At 61.2% G+C, this 16,144-nt stretch carries 14 protein-coding genes and 1 other annotated feature; of the genes, 7 read left to right on the top strand and 7 right to left on the bottom strand.

Translation table 11 applies throughout. The features are described from left to right. Positions 1-101: 101 nt before the first annotated feature. The 3 genes from yqeC (at position 102) to selD (ending at position 2,724) form a co-directional block, all read left to right on the top strand. The gene (gene yqeC, locus JQM66_RS08520) at positions 102-767 is read left to right on the top strand and encodes a selenium cofactor biosynthesis protein YqeC (RefSeq protein WP_235229449.1); all 666 of its coding nucleotides are present in this window, start codon (positions 102-104) and stop codon (positions 765-767) included. Then, positions 761-1,555, top strand: coding sequence for a selenium-dependent molybdenum cofactor biosynthesis protein YqeB (gene yqeB / locus JQM66_RS08525; RefSeq protein ID WP_235229450.1), 795 nt, complete (start codon positions 761-763; stop codon positions 1,553-1,555). The genes yqeC and yqeB overlap by 7 nt, the downstream gene beginning before the upstream one ends. Before the next feature lie 128 nt (positions 1,556-1,683). Then, complete coding sequence (gene selD, locus JQM66_RS08530; protein WP_235229451.1) at positions 1,684-2,724, top strand: selenide, water dikinase SelD; 1,041 nt, start codon at positions 1,684-1,686, stop codon at positions 2,722-2,724. A gap of 41 nt (positions 2,725-2,765) precedes the next feature. Here selD and JQM66_RS08535 read toward each other — a convergent pair whose 3' ends face one another. Next, complete coding sequence (locus JQM66_RS08535; protein WP_235229452.1) at positions 2,766-3,992, bottom strand: serpin family protein; 1,227 nt, start codon at positions 3,990-3,992, stop codon at positions 2,766-2,768. Between the two features lie 172 nt (positions 3,993-4,164). Here JQM66_RS08535 and JQM66_RS08540 point away from each other — a divergent pair, with 172 nt between their 5' ends. Further along, positions 4,165-5,016, top strand: coding sequence for a polysaccharide deacetylase family protein (locus tag JQM66_RS08540; RefSeq protein ID WP_235229453.1), 852 nt, complete (start codon positions 4,165-4,167; stop codon positions 5,014-5,016). A 76-nt stretch (positions 5,017-5,092) separates the two neighbouring features. Here JQM66_RS08540 and JQM66_RS08545 read toward each other — a convergent pair whose 3' ends face one another. Together JQM66_RS08545 and JQM66_RS08550 are read right to left on the bottom strand one after the other, a co-directional pair. Next, on the bottom strand, positions 5,093-6,010 hold the full coding sequence (locus JQM66_RS08545) for a ketopantoate reductase family protein (protein WP_235229454.1): 918 nt from the start codon (positions 6,008-6,010) through the stop codon (positions 5,093-5,095). 53 nt (positions 6,011-6,063) lie between these two features. Continuing rightward, complete coding sequence (locus JQM66_RS08550; RefSeq protein ID WP_235229455.1) at positions 6,064-6,909, bottom strand: 4Fe-4S cluster-binding domain-containing protein; 846 nt, start codon at positions 6,907-6,909, stop codon at positions 6,064-6,066. Positions 6,910-7,175: 266 nt separating this feature from the next. Here JQM66_RS08550 and JQM66_RS08555 point away from each other — a divergent pair, with 266 nt between their 5' ends. Then, entirely contained in the window at positions 7,176-8,996 is a 1,821-nt protein-coding gene (locus JQM66_RS08555; RefSeq protein WP_235229456.1) for an FtsW/RodA/SpoVE family cell cycle protein, read from the top strand. Continuing rightward, entirely contained in the window at positions 8,983-10,350 is a 1,368-nt protein-coding gene (locus tag JQM66_RS08560) for a penicillin-binding transpeptidase domain-containing protein (RefSeq protein WP_235229457.1), read from the top strand. Before JQM66_RS08555 ends, JQM66_RS08560 begins: the two co-directional genes overlap by 14 nt. Positions 10,351-10,637: 287 nt before the next feature. Here the strand turns inward: JQM66_RS08560 and JQM66_RS08565 are convergent, their stop codons facing one another. The 3 genes from JQM66_RS08565 to JQM66_RS08575 form a co-directional block, all read right to left on the bottom strand. Beyond that, positions 10,638-11,474: a MetQ/NlpA family ABC transporter substrate-binding protein gene (locus JQM66_RS08565; RefSeq protein WP_235229458.1), complete on the bottom strand. Its 837-nt coding sequence runs from the start codon at positions 11,472-11,474 to the stop codon at positions 10,638-10,640. A gap of 89 nt (positions 11,475-11,563) precedes the next feature. Then, positions 11,564-12,307, bottom strand: coding sequence for a methionine ABC transporter permease (locus JQM66_RS08570; RefSeq protein WP_235229459.1), 744 nt, complete (start codon positions 12,305-12,307; stop codon positions 11,564-11,566). Continuing rightward, positions 12,300-13,340, bottom strand: a complete 1,041-nt coding sequence (locus JQM66_RS08575) for a methionine ABC transporter ATP-binding protein (protein ID WP_235229501.1) — start codon at positions 13,338-13,340, stop codon at positions 12,300-12,302. Before JQM66_RS08575 ends, JQM66_RS08570 begins: the two co-directional genes overlap by 8 nt. 70 nt (positions 13,341-13,410) lie before the next feature. Next, positions 13,411-13,651: a binding site (T-box leader), on the bottom strand. Positions 13,652-13,889: 238 nt separating this feature from the next. Here JQM66_RS08575 and JQM66_RS08580 point away from each other — a divergent pair. Continuing rightward, positions 13,890-14,726 carry a DUF368 domain-containing protein gene (locus JQM66_RS08580; protein ID WP_235229460.1) on the top strand — a complete coding sequence of 279 codons (837 nt, stop codon included), beginning with the start codon at positions 13,890-13,892 and terminating at the stop codon, positions 14,724-14,726. A 26-nt stretch (positions 14,727-14,752) separates the two neighbouring features. Here the strand turns inward: JQM66_RS08580 and JQM66_RS08585 are convergent, their stop codons facing one another. Beyond that, positions 14,753-16,042 carry a methionine gamma-lyase family protein gene (locus tag JQM66_RS08585; protein ID WP_235229461.1) on the bottom strand — a complete coding sequence of 430 codons (1,290 nt, stop codon included), beginning with the start codon at positions 16,040-16,042 and terminating at the stop codon, positions 14,753-14,755. Positions 16,043-16,144 lie beyond the last annotated feature (102 nt).

The following is a 16,144-nucleotide window of genomic DNA, read 5'->3' on the forward strand; positions in this document are numbered from 1 at the left end:
CCCGGATCTCCGGGCGCTTTTCTTGATCCGGTTGAGCCGGGCCTTGACGCGGAAGTACGTCAGTGTTATTCTATAAAAAATAGAACGAAAGGGGGCGCACCATGCTGGCAGACCTGTTGGAGATCCGAACGGGTGTGACAGCGGTCATCGGCGGCGGCGGAAAGACCACTCTGCTGCGAACCTTGGGCGGCGAGCTGTCCCGGGACCATACCGTGCTGCTGTGCACCACCACGAAAATATTCCCCTTTCCGGATCTGCCGTGTGCCGGGACGGAAGAGGAGCTGGCGCGTCTGCGGAAAAGATGCCGTCTGCTGTGCGCCGGACAGGAGGTGCCCGGCACCGGCGGAAAGCTGACGGCGCCCCCGGTGCCCATGGCCCGGCTGGCGGAGTGGTTCGATTATGTGCTGGTGGAGGCGGACGGCTCCGCCCACAGGCCCATGAAGGCCCACGCGCCCCATGAGCCGGTGATCCCGCCGGAGGCAAACCAGACCATCTGTGTAGTGGGGGCCTCCGGGTTTGGACGGCCCATCCGGGACGCCGCCCACCGGCCGGAGCTGTATGCCCGGCTGGCAGAGGTGGATGAAAGAGCACCTATCACACCGGAAACGGAGGCTGCCGTGCTGAAAGCCGAGAGCCTGCACCACCGCCTGTTTGTCAATCAGGTAGACACCCCAGAGAACATGAAAACCGTAAAACAGCTGGCGACCCTGATGGATGGTCCCATCCTGGCTGGGAGCCTGCAAAAAGGAGCGTATTTCAAATGCTAGTCGTGATTCGAGGCGCCGGAGATATTGCCACCGGCATTGCCCTGCGGCTGTGGCGGGCCCACATGCAGATCGTGATGACGGAAATCGAACGGCCCACGGCCATCCGCCGTACCGTCTGCTTTTCCCAGGCTGTGGTCCACGGAGAGACTGAGGTGGAGGGCGTGACGGCCAAGCGGGCGGAGAGCCCTGCGGAGGCCCTGCGTATTCTGGAAAGCGGCTGCATCCCTGTGCTGCCGGACCCGGAGGGAGCCTGTGTTTTGGCGCTGAAGCCCGATGCAGTGGTGGATGCCATTCTGGCCAAGAGAAACTTGGGCACCAGGATCACCGACGCCCCGGTGGTCATCGGGGTAGGCCCTGGCTTTACGGCGGGGGTGGACTGCCATGCGGTGGTGGAGACCATGCGGGGCCACTATCTGGGCCGCGTCATCCATGAGGGGACTGCCATCCCCAATACCGGCATCCCCGGTCTCATCGGCGGCTTTGCCGGGGAGCGGGTGCTGAGGGCCCCTGCCGACGGCGTGTTCCACCAGCTTCTGGAAATCGGCGCCCAAGTGAAGATGGGCGATGTGGCGGCCACCGTCAACGGAGAGCCTATGGTATGCACCCTGGATGGTGTCCTGCGGGGCATCCTGGCCGACGGTACGCCGGTGTTCAAGGGCATGAAGTCCGGTGACATCGACCCCCGGTGCAAAATCGAACACTGCTACTGCGCCAGCGACAAGGCCCTGGCAGTTGGCGGCGGTGTGCTGGAAGCGATACTGGACCTGACTGGAGCGCTGAAAAAATGATGTACCGTCCGCCCAATGATGTGATCTTCCACAGCTTGAAATACCAGAACTTATGAGATGCGACAGGAGAGAGTGCTTGGCGCAGCGCTTTAGAAGCGCAACTGTCGTGTATGAAAAGGAGAAACACCATGCCTGAAAATGAAGTAAAGCTGACGAAACTGGCCAAGTGCGCCGGCTGTGGTGCCAAGGTGGGCGCCGGTGTCCTGGCCCAACTGCTGGACGGCATCAAGGTCCATCAGGACCCCAACCTGCTGGTGGGCTTTGACAAGAGCGACGACGCCAGCGTCTACAAGGTCTCCGAGGACCTGGCCCTGGTGCAGACGGTGGATTTCTTCCCGCCTATTGCCGACGACCCCTATCTCTTCGGCCAGATCGCGGCCACCAACGCCCTCAGCGACGTGTACGCCATGGGCGGCGAGCCCAAGCTGTGCCTGAACATCATGGCCATCCCGGCGGATATGCCCAAGGACGCTGTCCACCAGCTGCTGCGGGGAGGCTATGACAAGGTCTACGAGGCCGGAGCCCTCATTACCGGCGGCCACAGCATCCTGGACGAGGAGCCTAAGTACGGCCTGGCGGTGACGGGCTTCGTTCACCCGGACAAGGTGCTGACCAACTCCGGGGCCAAGCCGGGGGATGTGCTGCTGTTCACCAAGCCCATCGGCATCGGCGTCATCACCACAGCTGCCAAGGCAGATATGGCTTCCCAGGAGAGCATTGAATTTGCACAGAAGATGATGACTACCCTGAACAAGTCCGCACGGGACGCCATGGTGAAGTACCGCATCCACGCTTGCACGGATGTGACGGGCTTCGGCATGCTGGGCCATACCTTCGAGATGGCCCAGGGCAGCGATGTGGAGATCGAGCTCCATGTGGACCGGATCGACTTCATCCCCGAGGCCCTGGAACTGGCCCGCATCGGCATCCTGCCGGAGGGCATGTACCGCAACCGCACCTTTGCGGAGGCTGGCGTGGACGCGGGGGAGACGGAGCTCTGCAAACAGGATCTCCTTTACGACCCCCAGACAGCAGGCGGTCTGCTGATGGCCGTGGACCCGGCGGACGCGGACGCCCTGCTGAAGGAGCTGGAGGGCTGTGTCCCCAGCGCCCGTCGCATCGGTGTGGTCCGGGACTACCGGGGCGGCAAACGCATTTTCCTGCGATGAAGATCAAACCCCTCGGCGCGGACAGCGCCGAGGGGTTTTGCTCATTCCAGAGTGGTTATGGTGCCGATGAAGACGGGGAACTGTTCCCGGCAGTCGATCAGCAGGTAGAGGAAGGGGCGGTTCAGGAGGACTTCCTTTGGATCCGATGGCGCTTCGGCTGGCTCTTCTACCACCGCTGTGGCGGCTCCGGCCTTGGTGCCCTTTTCATCCACCGCGATGCGGGCCTTGTGGAGAACCTGGCTGATGGTGAGGTTCCCCTCCGTGGAGCTGCCGATGCCGGAGAAGTCCGCCAGCTGTCCGTCGAAGGCGTCCGTCATACCCAGGGCTTCCAAAGTATCGCAAAGATTTGTTTCGTATGTGCTCTCGAATTTGGGGATGCCGGCCCAGACCTCCACTGACTCCGGGCTTGCCAGCAGGTCATGAAGCTGCTCCCCGGTGAGAGAATCAACGAAGTCCGCCAGGGAAATACCCTCCTTGGGCAGCAGGGCCGCAAAGGCGCAGTTTCCTCCGGCATAGGATTTCAGAAAGCCTGTGGCGGTCCCGGTCTCCAGATAGCGGTATTCCTTGGAGTACATCATGGGCACGGTCTGCTGCTGTCCATCCTCCGTGGTGAACACGCCGTCCCGGATGCTGGCTTCCTGGTAGATGGTTTGCCATTCCGCCTCAAAGGACAGGGCGTTGATGAGATACATGGCGGCATCCGGTGATATCTCCTGGAGAATTTCCGGGATCATGCCGCCGGTCTTCTTGCGCACCCAATCGTTGATGGCCTTGCAGGCGGCGCTGTTAAAGGGAAGCTGATAGAGGTCTGCGTCATACCAGGCGGCGTTGGTTTGCAGAAAATCCTTCTCCACCGTGAGGGAGCCGTCATCCCGGAACCAGATGGAATTGGCCAGGGAGACCTGGCACTTTTTTTCGTCAGGGAGGGTCTTTCGGCAGGCCAGCAGATAGGCGTTCAGGGATTCCACCGGCAGCCCCAGGACCTGCTCCATCTGGGCAAGGGTCTCGCCTCTGGCGCCGTTGGCCGTCATGGACAGGGCGCAGAGAATGGACAGGGGGGACAGCAGGACATTTTCTCCATCTTCCATCTCCTGCCGCAGCAGCCGGAGGGACAGCCCGGAGGCTACCCCGGCTCCATCGGCGGGGGCGGCTATGTCGGAGACAACGGCGGGGGTGACGCCCTGCATCAGGTCCCGTTTCCCGCCGCAGCCGGAGAGGGTCCCTGCCAGCAAGCAGACGCAGAGAAACAGTGGCAGCAGCTTTTTCATAGGGCAGCCTCCTTTTTTGTCGATATACGAAAAGGCGTTGGGAAGGTTGTCATCATTTGTTCCCATTATACACTTTTTTGACACCATTTGTATCCGAAAATGCCACGACATTCCGGAAAAATTTTCATAGGATGGTCTCAGAGAAAAATCCTTGGAGGGTGGAGAAAGTCCTATGAAAAAAATACTCTTGGCGCTGCTGATGCTTGTGTCGCTCAATCTCCGGGGCACGGTGATCCCGGCCCGGTCCGTTCAGATGGACCCGCAGCCGGCAGAAACGGCACCCACTGTTACCGTCCTGCCCAATCCCTTCCAGCCGGAAGCGGCAGGACCGGAGGAGACCGGAAAAGTGACCGAGTCTCCGGTCCGGACCGTGGACCCCAGCTGCCCCATGGTGGCCCTGACCTTTGATGACGGTCCCCATCCGGTCTACACGGACCAGCTTCTGGACATCCTGGAGGAAAACGGGGCTGTGGCTACCTTCTTTGAAGTGGGACAGAAACTGTCCGGTGCCCCGGAGGTTGTCCGTCGGGCCGAAAAGCTGGGCTGTGAGATCGGCAGCCATTCCAATCGTCACGCCAACCTGGGGAAGCTGGACCCCGAGGCCCTGGAGGCGGACCTGACGGCAGCGGATGCCGCCTTTGAAGAAGTGCTGGGCGCCGCACCCACTCTGCTGCGTCCGCCCTACGGTGCCACCAGCAAGGCACTCAAAGAGGAATCCGGCCGCAGCATCGTCACCTGGTCCGTGGACCCCCAGGACTGGAAGTCCCGGGACGCGGAGCAGGTAGTGGCCCATATACAGGGGGCCGGTGATCTGGATGGACAGGTGATTTTGCTTCACAGCCCCTATGAGAGCTCCGTGGAGGCCGCCCGGACCCTGGTCCCCTGGCTGCAGGCGCAGGGCTACCAGCTGGTGACGGTGTCGGAGCTCATCACGCTCCGGTTCGGGGATACCCTGGAGCCCAACCGGCTCTACAATTATGATTACTTCCGCCGCCCGCCGGCCCTGCCGGAGTCCGCAGCATGAAGTCTCTTGTTCATAGAGACGGAATCCGGACAAAAAGGTTCCCGTGAAAATGAAGCATTTTCACGGGAACCTTCTGTCAATATGCAGCCTCCATGGCCTGGATCTGTTCATAGAGCCAATCGTTGACGGGGACGGCGATATTGTGCTTTGCCGCCAGGCGGCGGACGGTGCCCGCGAACAGCTCCACCTCGCTTTTCCGGTGGGCCAGGCTGTCCTGCCGCATGGAGGTCATTCCATCCGGTGGGAAGCTGTCGATGATGGACACCCAGCTCTCCACATCCCGCTCCGACAGGGGGATGCCCTCGGCGTTGGCGACAGCCAGCACCTCCCGCATGGCGCCCAGCATGGTATCCCGGGCTTTGCCGGGAACCTGCAGGCCGCCGTAGCCGCACTGGAACACCATGGTAGTCTGGTTGCAGCCGGTGTTGCACAGCAGCTTGCTCCAGAGGTGGGTGCGGATGTCGGCGGGCAGGGAATAGGGAAAGCGGATGCGGTCGAAGAAGGCCGTCAGCCGCTCCAGGTGGGCCGGGTCCGTTCCGGTAGGGACACCCAGAGCCAACTCACCCAGGGGATCTGCTTCCGCATGATTGCCCTCCTTGCGGGCGGACATTTTCTGGGCCACGCACCAGACCACCTGCTCCGGGGAGAAAGCCTCTCCCAGTCTGGGTTCGCTGGCAATGCCGTTGAGGACCGAGATCAGGGTGGTCTCCGGCCCCACCAGATGGCGGCAGGAGGCGATGGCGTTCTCCAGTCCGCCGAATTTCACGGCAAACAGCAGCAGGTCCACCGGCTCCGTCACGGAGGCGGCGTCGGTATAGTTGAAGTCACAGAGCTGGCCGTTGAAGGTGATACCCTCCCGGCGGTAGCGCTCCACCCGGTCCCGGTCCGCCAGTACCAGCACGTGTTCCCGGCCCAGGCCCTCTGTCAGCAGATGGGCATACAGGGTGCCCAGGGCACCCAGGCCGATGACACCCACGGTTTTGATTTCTTTCATAATAAGCCTCCTGATGAAAAAAGCGGCGGAATGCTCCGCCGCTTTTCAAAAAATCAGACTCTTTCCAGCCACTTCAGGTCGTAGGGCTCGAAAACGACCTTTTCGTAGGCGTCCACATCCATCATCACGCCGGTCCAGTCGGAGTGGATATCGCCGTTCTGCTTGATAAGGATATCGTACAGAATGTCGTAGGTCACGCCGTCCTTAGGGTCCGTCTCCACGATGGTGGAATAGGGCAGGGTCTTGTGGTAGGTCAGCTCCATGCCTTTGTAATCAAAGTGGAAGCCGCAGCGCATCCGGCAGCCATCCAGGCCGGTATACCGGGCCACCTGCTTCAGATCGTGGAGGATCTTGTCTCCCTCCTCGTCGTAGAGGTTCTCGGGAGTGGTGGCGGTGTAGTCAAACCGGAACTGGATGGAGGCGCCGGGGAGCTTCAAAAACCGCTCCATATAGGGCACCAGGCCCTCGGCGGGGTAGTTCTTGTACAGCACGCAGTTGACCCGGAAGGGCACCGGCAGCCGGGCCAGCAGGTCGTCGTTGGACTCCACCACGTACTTCTGCATGTGGCGGGAGACGTTGATGCAGGTGATCTTATGCTTGTTGCGCTCGGCAAAGGCTAGGATGTCCTCCTCAGACTGGTTGGCGGATACCGGCAGGGTGGTGTTGATGTAGACCTTGTGGGTGGTGGGGATCTGGTCCAGCATGGTCTGGAGCTTTTCAATGTCGGCAAAAGGCTCGCCGCCGGTAAACACAAAATCGCAGTAAGGGGTGATGGCGTCCATCCGGCGGATGCTCTGGCAGATCTTTTCCAGAGAGAAGCCCGTCAGGTCCGCGTACTCGCCTTTGTTGATGCAGAAGGGGCAGTGGTTATTGCAGTCATACGGGACAAAAACAGTCACCGTAGCGCCGCCTTCACGCGTCTTGTAGGGATGTTTCATGATGATCGATCGGCCTTTCGTAATATATATGGGGAGACGGTGCGCTGCACCGCCTGCGATATTGCACACCTAATTAGTTTAATGGATTTTGTACGGCAGGTCAAGAGAAAAAGTGAAATTTCGCCGCACTTTTGTGCCACTTTTTGTATATAGATGGCGGAACACTGTACACAGAGAGGAAAAAGTGCTATACTAACTCTAATTTTTGAAAAAAGGAGGCTGTGGGTATGGAACTGATCACGGCGCCTTTGCAGGCGGCGCTGGATACCGTGACGGCATGGCTGGCAGCCAATCCCCTAGCGGGCGCCTGGTATACGGCCATCGTCCGTTTTTTGTTCCCGGTGCTGGCTGTGCTGATCCTGTACCGGGCCGTGCGGTCCCTGCTGCGGATGCCCCACACGCCGGAGACCTGGGGGCAGCTGAGCCTGCCCAACGGTGCGCCGCTGCTGCTGACCCACTGGGAGAATATCATCGGACGGGGAAAGACGGCGGACGTCTATCTGAATTACCCCAGCGTTTCCCGGCAGCACGCCGCTCTATGTCGGGGAGAGAACGGAGAGTGGACGGTGTATGACCTGGGCTCCAAGGGCGGCACTTTGGTGAATGGGGAGGCCGTGGAGGGCTCCGCTCAGGTGAAGCTGGGAGACACCATCACCCTGGGGGGCGTCCCCCTGGTGTTCCTGCCCCAGACGGTGGCGGAGCGGGAGGAGCTGGAGAAGAAGCGAAAGGCGGAGCGGCCCGCCGCCATGTGGCCCTCTTTCCTGTGGCTGACAGTGTTTCAGGTACTGACCTGCCTGCAGCTGGTCATTGCGGAGGGGACAGAGGCCAGCGTGTGGGTGCCGCTGTCCTTCCTGGGCCTGACGGCGGTCATGTGGCTGTACGCCATCATTCTGCGGTGCACCCGCTGCGTGGGCTTTGAGATGGAGACCATCGCTTTTTTCCTCTCCACCCTGTCCCTGGCGGTGACGGCCTCCAGCGCGCCGGGGAGTTTGCTCAAGCAGTTCGCCGCCATCGTACTGGGGCTGGTGCTGTTTCTGGTGCTGGGCCTGTTCCTGCGGGACCTGGGTCGGGTGCGGAAGAGCCGCTGGTGGATGGCGGCCGCCGCTATCGGCCTGCTGGGCATCACGCTGGTGCTGGGTAATGCCAAATACGGCGCCGTCAACTGGATCTCCATTGGGGGACTGTCCTTTCAGCCCTCGGAGATTGCCAAGATCTGCTATATCTTTGCCGGCTCTGCCACCCTGGAGCGGCTGTTTCACAAGCGCAACATCACCCTGTTCATCCTGCTGACCGGCGTGTGCATCGGCCTGCTGGGGCTCATGAGCGACTTCGGCACAGCAGCTATCTTTTTCGTGACCTTCCTGGTGATCGCCTACCTGCGGTCCGGGGACTGGGCCACCCTGACCCTGATCTGCGGCGGCGCGGTGTTCGGTGCGGGCATCATCGTGACCTTCAAACCCTATATTCTCAGCCGCTTTGCCTCCTGGGGCCACGCCTGGGAGGCGGCTTCCACCACCGGCTACCAGCAGACCCGCACCATGTCCGCGGCGGCTTCCGGCGGCCTGCTGGGCATGGGCGGCGGCAACGGCTGGCTCCACCGCATCCCCGCAGCGGACACGGACCTGGTGTTTGGCATGCTGTGTGAGGAGTGGGGACTGCTGATCGCCGTGCTGGCGGTAGTGAGCATCATCACCCTGGCAGTCTTCGCGGTGCGGGCCTGCCGGGTGGGCCGCAGCAGCTATTACATCATTGCCGCCTGTGCGGCAGGGTCCCTGCTGGTGTTCCAGACCTGCCTGAATGTGTTCGGCTCCGTGGATCTGCTGCCACTGACCGGCGTGACCTTCCCCTTTGTGTCCAACGGCGGCTCCGCCATGATGTCCGCCTGGGGCCTGCTGGCCTTCCTGAAGGCCACGGATACCCGGGAGAACGCCAGCTTCGCCATCCAGCGGAAGCCTCAGCGGCAGCTGACGGAGCAGGCCCGCCATATGGCAGAGGCCGTGGACGATCCTTTCGGAGGAGAAGAGGAGGTGGACCATGAAAAAGATTGAGCGGCGGGCGGTGGTCTGCGCCGTGCTGGCTTTGCTGCTGGCGGCAGGCCTGGGATGCTTCCTGGTGAGGTATTTCCTGGACGGCGGCAGTTGGGCCTCCTCTGCCTTCAACCGGCACCTTTACGATACCAACGGCGTCCTGGCGGCGGGGACCGTGCTGGACCGGGATGGAGATGTGCTGTCCGAGGTGAAGAACGGCAAGCGCACCTACTATGAGAACGAGACCGTCCGGAAGGCCACCCTCCATGCGGTGGGCGACCTACAGGGCAGCATCGGCACCGGCGCCCTCAACGCCTTTGCCGACAAGCTGACGGGATACAGTCTGTTGAACGGCACCTTCGGTGCGGAGCGGGGCTCGGAGCTGTACCTTACCATCGACGCCCGGTACAATTACGAGGCATATCAGGCCCTGAACGGTCACGCGGGCACCGTGGCGGTGTACAACTACAAGACCGGCGAGGTCCTGTGCATGGTCTCCGCCCCCAGCTACGACCCGCTGCACGTTCCGGCGGATATCGAGATCAACGACCGCTACGAGGGCGCCTATCTGAACCGATTTTTGTCCTCCAGCTTCACTCCCGGCTCCGTCTATAAGACCGTGACTCTGGAGGCGGCGCTGCAGGAGATCCCGGACATCCAGGACCGCACCTGGACCTGCCAGGGCAGCGTCCAGATCGGGGATGAGACCATCATCTGCTCCGGCACCCACGGGGAGCAGCATATCGGCGACGCCTTTGCCAATTCCTGCAATGTGGCCTTTGCCCAGATCGCCGTGGAGCTGGGGGCGGATACCATGAAGAAATATACGGAAAAAGCCGGACTGACGGACAGCTATTCCGTGGATGGCCTGCCCACCGCCAAAGGCTCCTTCTCCTGGGAGAATATCACGGACGGCTCTCTGGGTTGGGCCGGCGTGGGTCAGTATAAGGACCAGGTGAATCCCTGCGCCTTGATGGTCTACATGGGTGCCATTGCAAACGGCGGCAGGGCGGCGGAGCCGTATCTGATCGGAAAGACCGTCAATTCTCTGGGACTGCCGTCTTTGCCCCATCTGACCCGAAAGACCGGGACGTTGATCTCGGGTAAGATCGCCGACACCCTGGCGGACATGATGGCGGACAACGTGGAGAAGACTTACGGCACCAAGCGGTTCCCCAATATGGAACTCTGCGCCAAGTCCGGCACCGCCGAGGTGGGGGAGGGTAAGACGCCCCACGCCTGGTTTGCCGGGTTCCTGCGGAACGAGGACGCCCCCTACGCCTTTGTGGTGCTGGTGGAAAACGGCGGCGGCGGAAGCTCCGTGGCCGGCACCGTGGCGGGCCGTGTCCTGGATATCATGGTCAATGGCTATTAAAAAACAGCCGCTGCGCACAGGACGCAGCGGCTTTGCACAAAAAATCTCAAACATTTTCGTCGCGGACACAGTGCGTCTCCTCGCGGCATAGCCGCTGTGGCCTTCGCTAAAAAACATGCCACTGGCATGTTTTTTAACGCTGCGGCGTGGCGAAAATACCCTGACTCAGCCGCCTGGGGCGGCGGCACCAGTCCGCAGACTGGTGGGGGGTTCAGCCCAAAAGAGAGAGGAGCCATCTGGCCCCTCTCTCTTTTGGGTGTCTAAGGGGGATGAAATCCCCCTTGGAGTTAAAATGCGGGCACCACGGCACCGGCGTACTTCTCGTTGATGAAGTCGCGGACGTCCTCAGAGTGCAGGGCTTCCACCAGAGCCTGAACGGCGGGGTTGTTCTCGTTGCCTTCCTTGACCACCAGGATGTTCACATAGGGAGAGTCAGCATCCTCGATGGCCAGGGCGTCCTCCACGGGGTTGAAGCCGGCTTCCAGTGCGTAGTTGACGTTGATGACAGCGATGTCGACCTCGGTCAGGGCGTTGGGGACCATGGCAGCCTCCAGCTCGGTGAAGGTCAGGTTCTTGGGGTTCTCCACGATGTCATTGGGCGTGGCGTCCAGACCGGCGTCATCGCTGAGCTTGATCAGACCCTGGGCCTCCAACAGCAGCAGGGCGCGGGCCTCGTTGGTCACGTCGTTGGGGACGGCCACGGAAGCGCCGTCAGCCAGCTCCTCCAGAGAGGCGGTCTTACCGGCGTAGATACCCATGGGCTCAATGTGGACGCCGGCCACGCTCACCAGGTGGGTGCCGTTCTCAGCGTTGAAGTTGTCCAGATAGGGGACATGCTGGAAGTAGTTGGCGTCCTCGGCGCCCTCTTCCACGGCGGTGTTGGGGACCACATAGTCGCCGTAGACGTTGATCTTCAGGTCGATGCCCTGCTCGGCCAGGATGGGAACGCAGACTTCCAGGATCTCGGCGTGGGGGGTTGCGGAAGCGGCCACGTTCAGGACAGTGGTCTCGGCGGGGGTCTCAGCGGGCTTCTCGGTCTGAGCGGGGGTCTCCTTGGAGCCGCCGCAGGCGGCCAGGGACAGGCACAGCACCAGGGCCAGTGCCAGAGTCAGCAGTTTCTTCATGTTCTTTTCCTCCAATACTTTTCGGGATTTTTTATTTCATACGGCTGTCCAAGATTCCGAAGACAGGCGGTGAAACCGGTAAAATGAAATTACTTGGTGTGAGTGAACCGGGCCCACAATTCCAGGGGGGCAAAGCCCTTCTTGTGTCCGCTGTCCAGCCGCTTGTCGATGCGGGCCGACACATGGCTGAAAACGGATTGAATGAGCTGCACCAAGACGACCAGGAAAATGACCGTTACCAGCAGCATGGGGGGATAGCGGCGCTGGTAGCCGTACCGGATGGCCAGGTCGCCCAGGCCGCCCGCGCCAATGGCACCGGCGATAGCGGTGTAGGCCAGGATGGTGACGATGGAGATGGCACCACCCAGCACCAGGGAGGGCTTCGCCTCCGGCAGATAGACCTTCCAGACGATCTGGAAGGTGGACGCGCCCATGGACTGGGCCGCCTCCACCACGCCGGCATCCACCTCCGAAAGGGAGGTCTCCACCATGCGGGCGATGAAGGGAGCCGCGGAGACCACCAGGGGGACAATGGCGCCCCGGACGCCGATCTTGGTGCCCACGATCAGCTTGGTGAAGTCCATGATGGCCACCATCAGGATGATGAAGGGGAGGGACCGGCCCACGTTGATGATCCAGCCCAGGACCTTGTAGATCACGTTATTGGGGCGGATACCGTGGGGCTGGGTCAGGATGAGAGCCACGCCCAGAGGCAGACCCAGCAGGTAGGCGAACACCGTGGAGATACCGGTCATGACCAGGGTGTCGATGGTGCCCTCCAGCAGCAAGGGACCGTATTTGGCCCAGAATTCGGCGGTGATCAGATCAACCATGGTATTCCACCTCCTCGGCAGTGACGTTGGGCTGGGAGCGGATGTAGCTCAGGGCCTTGGCGGCCTCGTTGGGGTCGTCGGGGAGCCCCAGCAGCATGGTGCCGAAGGCCTTGCCGTCGATGTTGCGGGTGTCGGCGCCCAGAATGTTCACCTTCACGCCGCAGTCAATGGCGAGAGAGGCAATCAGGGGCTGGTAGGCAGTGCCGCCGTTGAAGGCCACCCGGACCGCGTGAGTGCCGACGGGGTACTGCTGGACGCTGGCGCCGCCGGGATACACCAGACGGCGGGCCGCGTCGGTCTTGGGATTGGAGAAAATCTCCTCCACATCGCCCTGCTCCGCCACTACGCCGCCGTCCAGAATGGCGACCCGGGAGCAGATCTCCTCAATGACGCTCATCTGGTGGGTGATGACCACCACGGTCACCCCCAGCTTCTGGTTCAGGTCCTTCAGCAGGGCCAGAATGGAAGCGGTGGTGGTGGGGTCCAGGGCGGAGGTAGCCTCGTCGCACAGGAGCACCTTGGGATCCGTGGCCAGGGCCCGGGCAATGGCAACACGCTGCTTCTGGCCGCCGGAGAGCTGGGAGGGATAGGCGTCCGCCTTGTCGGCCAGACCCACGATCTCCAGCAGCTCCAAAGCCCGCTTTCTGGCCTGGGCGGCGGGGGTGCCGCACAGCTCCATGGGGAAGCAGACGTTTTTCAGGCAGGTGCGCTGCATCAGCAGGTTGAAGCTCTGGAAAATCATGGTGATGTTCCGGCGGGCCAGCCGCAGCTCCTTTTCACTGACCTGGACCGGGTTTTCTTTTTCACCGTCCTGCTCCATCCAGGCCAGACGCTGACCGTCTACGATGACGGTGCCGGAGGTAGGCCGCTCCAGCAGGTTCATGCACCGGACCAGGGTGCTTTTGCCTGCGCCGGACAGGCCAATGATGCCGAAGATCTCACCCTGTTTGATATCCAGATTGATGTCCTCCAGGGCGTGAACGGCGGTGTCGCCGCTGCCAAAGGTCTTGTTCAGATGCTGGATTTGAATGATCGATTCGCTCACAGTATCAAAACTCCTTTTCGGATAAATTAAGCAACAAAAAAGCCCTTGAAGCCAATGCTCCAAGGACGAGTCGGAAACCCGTGGTACCACCTTGATTTGCGCACTTTCTCACGAAAGCGGCCTTGCGGAGTGCCAGCACACTCCTGCGCTGTGACGTGCGCACACGTCGTGACCTATGCGTCCGCGGTCGGCCACGCAACTCCAAGACCATGTTCGGCAAGCCCTTCCGTGCCTCTTTCCACCAGTCAAGGCTCTCTGTGACGTATCTGCCTGCGTACTCTTCTCTTCATCGTCTTTGCGGTATGAACTTGTTTGGTTATCTATATTGCAGTTTACACGTTATCGGTTTTTGTGTCAACAGATAAAAAGGCCAGAGAACAGCGAATTTGAAACGCAGAATTTGTGTGATTTTGACAACTCCTGTAAAAATGCTGATAAAAATTTACATATTGAGCTCCGGTATGGGATTGTAAGGCCGGGGCAAAACTGCTATTATATGTGGAATGTGAAAGGGAAAACCGGAAGGAAGGCGGACAGATGGCAGTACGTCGGGATCAAAATTTCATCATTCGCTGGCTGCGAGACCTGCTGTGCGGCTTCCTGATCGGCGCGGGAGCTATTTTGCCCGGTGTCTCCGGTGGCGTGCTGGCGGTGGTGTTTGACATCTACCGTCCCTTCATGGAGGTTCTCACCCGGCCCCGGACTGCCATCCCCAAGTACTGGAGGTGGTTCCTGCCCATTGCCCTGGGCTGGTGCGTGGGCTTTCTGGGCTTCGCCAAGGGCATTGCGGCGGCCATCAGTCTCTCCAATACCGTGACCACCTGGCTGTTTATCGGCCTGATCGTGGGAACGGTGCCCTCCCTGTTCCGAGAGGCCGGGAAGGAGGGGCGGACCGCCGCCTCCTGGGGGAGCCTGCTGCTGTGCGCGGGTGCGGTGTTCGCGGGGCTTTTTTATGTGAGCCGCATTGCGGAGGTCACCGTGGAGCCAAACTTCTGGTGGTATAATTTCTGCGGTGTCCTCTGGGGCATGAGCATCGTGATCCCCGGTATGACCTCGTCTTCCGTCATGATGGCCCTGGGACTGTATCAGCCCATGCTGGAGGGACTGGCCCGGCTGGACCTGCTGGTACTGTCCGCCAGCCTGCCGGGGATGGTGCTGGCCATTGCCCTGCTGGCCCGGCTGGTGAGCTGGTTCTTCCGGCGCCATTACGCCGTGGCCTTCCACGGTATCCTGGGCTTTGTACTGGCATCCACCTTGGTCATTATCCCCACGGAATACGGGCCCGGAGAGCCGTTGCTGTCAGCCCTCTGCTGTGTCGGCGGCTTTTTGCTGGCGTTCCTGTTAGCCCGTCTGGACAAAAAAATTCAAACATAAAAGGAGCTCTTTCGAGCTCCTTTTTCTTATGTCTCGGGCAGGGTGGCAAGGTCGGCTTCCACCAGCTTCTGCAGACTCATGAGGATGCCCAGCTTGGCGTGATACCAGGTGAGCCCGCCCTGGAAATAGACAGCGTAGGGCTCCCGGATGGGACCGTCAGCGGACAGCTCGATGCTGCTGCCCTGGACGAAGGCACCTGCCGCCATGATGACGTCGCTGTCGTAACCCGGCATGGCCCAGGGCTCCGGGGTCACGTAGCTGTCCACAGGGGCCGCCGCCTGAATGCCCCGGCAGAAGGCCACCATGGCCTCCCGACTGCCCAAGGTGACGGCCTGAATGATATCGTGACGGCTCTCCGTGGCATTGGGTACGCAGGCAAAGCCCAGCTTTTCATAGATGTTGGCGGCAAAGACCGCGCCCTTCAGGGCTCCGGCCACCACCGTGGGGGACAGGAACAGGCCCTGATAGAAGGCGGGCATCAACCCCAGGTTGGCGCCCACCTCCTGGCCCAGACCGGGGGCAGAGAGCCGGTAGGCGCACCGCTCCACACACTCACGGGTGCCGCAGATGTAGCCGCCGATGGGGGCCAGGCCGCCGCCGGGGTTTTTGATGAGACTGCCCACCACCATGTCGGCTCCCATGTCGGAGGGCTCCAGCCGCTCCACGAACTCGCCGTAGCAGTTGTCCACCATCACCTTCACGTCGGGCTTCACAGATTTACAGAAGGCGATCAGCTCACCGATCTGGGCCACGGAGAAGGAGGGACGCGTGGCATAGCCTTTGGACCGCTGGATGGTGATGAGCTTGGTGCGGTCGTTGACTTTCTCCCGGATAGCGTCGTAGTCAAAGGAGCCGTCGGGCTTCAAATCGGCCTGGGCGTAGGTGACACCGTACTCCTTCAGGGAGCACTTGCTCTCCCGGATGCCGATGACCTCCTCCAGGGTGTCGTAGGGAGCGCCCACGGGGGACAGCAGCTCGTCGCCGGGCAGCAGGTTGGCGGAGAGGGCCACTGTCAGGGCGTGGGTGCCGCAGGTGATCTGGGGCCGCACCAGGGCGGCCTCCGTGTGGAACACATCGGCGTAGACCCGTTCCAGGTTGTCCCGGCCCTCGTCATCGTAGCCATAGCCGGTGGTGGCGGCGAAGTGGGTGGCGTTGACCCGATTTTTCTGCATGGCAGCCAGGACCTTGCCCTGGTTGTACTCTGCCGTCTGGTCAATGGCGTTAAACCGCTCCCGCAGGTCCCGCAGCACCGCTTCACCGTATTCATAGACAGCCCGGCTGACGCCCAGCTGTTCATACATCTTCTCAATTTCCATGGTTTTCATCCTTTTTACGTATTTCTTGCACAAGTGCTGATTATAGCAGGCAAGGAGAAAAATAGCAAGTAAAACTGCCCAGTTGGGATGGAATATTGCAAT

Origin of the sequence: Oscillibacter valericigenes (genome assembly GCF_021531915.1) — a bacterium.
Lineage (GTDB): Bacteria > Bacillota > Clostridia > Oscillospirales > Oscillospiraceae > Oscillibacter > Oscillibacter valericigenes_A.

What these genes read in the sequence shown, in the direction of transcription:
- yqeC (WP_235229449.1), top strand. Translation starts at nt 102, where the DNA reads ATGCTGGCAGACCTGTTGGAGATCCGAACGGGTGTGACAGCGGTCATC.
- yqeB (WP_235229450.1), top strand. Translation starts at nt 761, where the DNA reads ATGCTAGTCGTGATTCGAGGCGCCGGAGATATTGCCACCGGCATTGCC.
- selD (WP_235229451.1), top strand. Translation starts at nt 1,684, where the DNA reads ATGCCTGAAAATGAAGTAAAGCTGACGAAACTGGCCAAGTGCGCCGGC.
- JQM66_RS08535 (WP_235229452.1), bottom strand. Translation starts at nt 3,992, where the DNA reads ATGAAAAAGCTGCTGCCACTGTTTCTCTGCGTCTGCTTGCTGGCAGGG.
- JQM66_RS08540 (WP_235229453.1), top strand. Translation starts at nt 4,165, where the DNA reads ATGAAAAAAATACTCTTGGCGCTGCTGATGCTTGTGTCGCTCAATCTC.
- JQM66_RS08545 (WP_235229454.1), bottom strand. Translation starts at nt 6,010, where the DNA reads ATGAAAGAAATCAAAACCGTGGGTGTCATCGGCCTGGGTGCCCTGGGC.
- JQM66_RS08555 (WP_235229456.1), top strand. Translation starts at nt 7,176, where the DNA reads ATGGAACTGATCACGGCGCCTTTGCAGGCGGCGCTGGATACCGTGACG.
- JQM66_RS08560 (WP_235229457.1), top strand. Translation starts at nt 8,983, where the DNA reads ATGAAAAAGATTGAGCGGCGGGCGGTGGTCTGCGCCGTGCTGGCTTTG.
- JQM66_RS08565 (WP_235229458.1), bottom strand. Translation starts at nt 11,474, where the DNA reads ATGAAGAAACTGCTGACTCTGGCACTGGCCCTGGTGCTGTGCCTGTCC.
- JQM66_RS08570 (WP_235229459.1), bottom strand. Translation starts at nt 12,307, where the DNA reads ATGGTTGATCTGATCACCGCCGAATTCTGGGCCAAATACGGTCCCTTG.
- JQM66_RS08580 (WP_235229460.1), top strand. Translation starts at nt 13,890, where the DNA reads ATGGCAGTACGTCGGGATCAAAATTTCATCATTCGCTGGCTGCGAGAC.
- JQM66_RS08585 (WP_235229461.1), bottom strand. Translation starts at nt 16,042, where the DNA reads ATGGAAATTGAGAAGATGTATGAACAGCTGGGCGTCAGCCGGGCTGTC.